Source organism: Rhodococcus sp. NPDC076796 (genome assembly GCF_040702765.1).
Classification (GTDB): domain Bacteria; phylum Actinomycetota; class Actinomycetes; order Mycobacteriales; family Mycobacteriaceae; genus Rhodococcoides.
Genome location: NZ_JBFBMS010000031.1, coordinates 1 through 2,333, shown reverse-complemented (window position 1 = coordinate 2,333; position 2,333 = coordinate 1). Strand labels below are relative to the sequence as shown.

The 2,333-nt window shown below is 59.2% G+C and carries 2 pseudogenes; both read right to left on the bottom strand.

From position 1 onward, the window contains the following. Nucleotides 1–135 precede the first annotated feature (135 nt). Nucleotides 136–1,399: pseudogene (locus AB0366_RS27025) on the bottom strand (IS256 family transposase). A 244-nt stretch (nucleotides 1,400–1,643) separates the two neighbouring features. Then, nucleotides 1,644–1,977, bottom strand: a pseudogene (locus AB0366_RS27020) (integrase core domain-containing protein); the annotation flags it as partial. Nucleotides 1,978–2,333: the final 356 nt, after the last annotated feature.

Genomic DNA, 2,333 nt, shown 5'->3' with positions numbered 1-2,333 from the left:
CAGGAAACACAACGCCGCGCTCATCTGCCTCGCTCGACGCCGATGCGACGTCCTGTACGCCATGCTCAAGAACAAGACCCTGTACCAACCGCCCGGGGAGTGTCCGATTAACGGTGGATCCGACCTCGGCGTCGGTTAGTTACCGTTCGGGGTGATACGTCCTTCGAAGGTGAACGCGAACGCATTGAGCGCTGGCTTCCACCTGATTGCCCATCGTGCCTTACCTTTCCCGGTGGGGTCCAGCGCCCGCGTAGCGAGGTAGAGACATTTCAGAGCCGCCTGCTCTGTCGGAAAGTGCCCACGAGCCCGCACCGCACGCCTGTAGCGGGCGTTGACGGACTCGATCGCATTCGTCGAGCAGATCACCCGCCTGATCTCGACGTTGTAGTCCAAGAACGGCACGAACTCACTCCACGCGGTGTCCCACATCTTGTCGATCGCCGGGTACTGCTGCCCCCACTTCCCGGCGAACTCGGTGAACCGTTCCTTCGCAGCAGACTCCGACGGAGCGGTATAGACAGGCTTGAGATCGCGCGACATCTCATCCCAATATTTCCGGGATGCGAATCGAAACGTGTTGCGTATCAGGTGAATAATGCATGTCTGCACCACCGCCAGTTCCCACACGGTGTTGATCGCCTCCGGCAGTCCTTTGAGGCCGTCGCACACCACGATGCAGACGTCTCCGACACCGCGGTTCTTGATTTCGGTGAGCACCGAGAGCCAGAACTTCGCGCCTTCACCACCCTCGCCGGCCCAGATTCCCAGGATGTCGCGTTCACCGTTGACGGTGACGCCGATCGCGACATACATGGGCCGGTTCGTGACCTGCCCGTCTCGGACTTTGACGTGCACGGCGTCGATGAACATCACCGGATACACCCGCTCGAGTGGCCGGTTCTGCCACTCGGTCATCTCTCCGACCACCTTGTCGGTGATACGGGAAATGGTGTCCTTCGATACCGTCGCCCCGTAGATGTCCTGGAAGTGAGCGGACACCTCGCCGGTCGTCAAACCCTTTTGCAGTGAGAGACAATACGATTTCGTCGATACCTGTCAGGCGACGCTGTCGCTTCTTGACGATCTGCGGAGCGAACGAGGAATCGACGTCGCGCGGAACGTCGATCTCCACCGGTCCGATCTCGGTGAGCACCGTCTTCGAACGGGTACCGTTTCGGGAGTTGCCGCTGCCGCGGCCGGCGGCATCGTGCTTGTCGTAACCGAGATGCTCGGTCATCTCCGCGTCCAACGCGGTTTCGAGGACGTTCTTGGTGAGCTGACTGAGCAGCCCGTTCGGGCCCATCAACTCCACGCCCTGCTCCTTGGCTTGAGCCAGGAGTTGCTCGGCCAACTGCTTCTGATCCACCTCATCCGCCATGGGATCCAGTGTTTCGGTCATCGTTGATCCTTCCCGCCAAGCTCAGCTCGGCGTGTCGAACCAAGACCGGATCAACCGTTTATCTGACAGTCCCACCGCCCGCAGCTCACGCAGCTTGACAGAAACCATAGGGACACGTTATTCAGGCGTGAGGTTCACCCCAACGGTACCAACGGCAGCGGTTGTACCCGCGTTCGCCGACGATCACGGTCGGATGCCGTGCGTGGGGTTGATCTGCCGCGAGGATTTCCGACACTGGAGATGACTATTCTGAAGCCGCGTTTGCGGACTGCCCGTAACTGTAGTGGACAGCGTTCGGGGTTCGGTACCCGAGCGCCGAATGGCGGTGTTGTGAACTGTAGAAGCCTTCGATGTATCTGACGATGTCTTGTCGTGCTTTGCTTTTGGTGGAGTAGATCGTTCGGTAGACGCATTCGTTCTTGAAATCAGCGAAGAAACTTTCGGCCATACTGTTGCCCCACAACACCCCGCGAAGACCGCATCCGCGGAGAGCTCACGAGAGCCCGGTAAGCCCGGTAAGCCCGCGAGGTACATACGGCAAGTTCGGAGTGGAAGATCGCTCCCGGCTCGATCCGGGTCAAGGCTAAATCGAGATGGCTCCGTTCACTTGGGGACACGCCAACCTCTCAGGTGATTAATCCGACGGGGATTACCCGAAACCATGTACCAGGTACTGCACGTACCTGATACTGTGCGAACACCTTATCGCGACGAGCTGCGCAGACAGAAGAGGAGAGACCGGTATCTATACAGAAATTGCTGGTCGAGCGACAGCCAGTCTTGTGACCTTTGGAAATTCGATTGCCCTCGCCGGCCAGGCATTGCGGTGGGCCGTGCGCGATATTGTCACCGGACGGTTTCCGTTTCGGGAGTTTGTCACACAGACGTGGTTCGTCATCACCGTAACGACGTTGCCAGCGATCCTGGTCGCGAT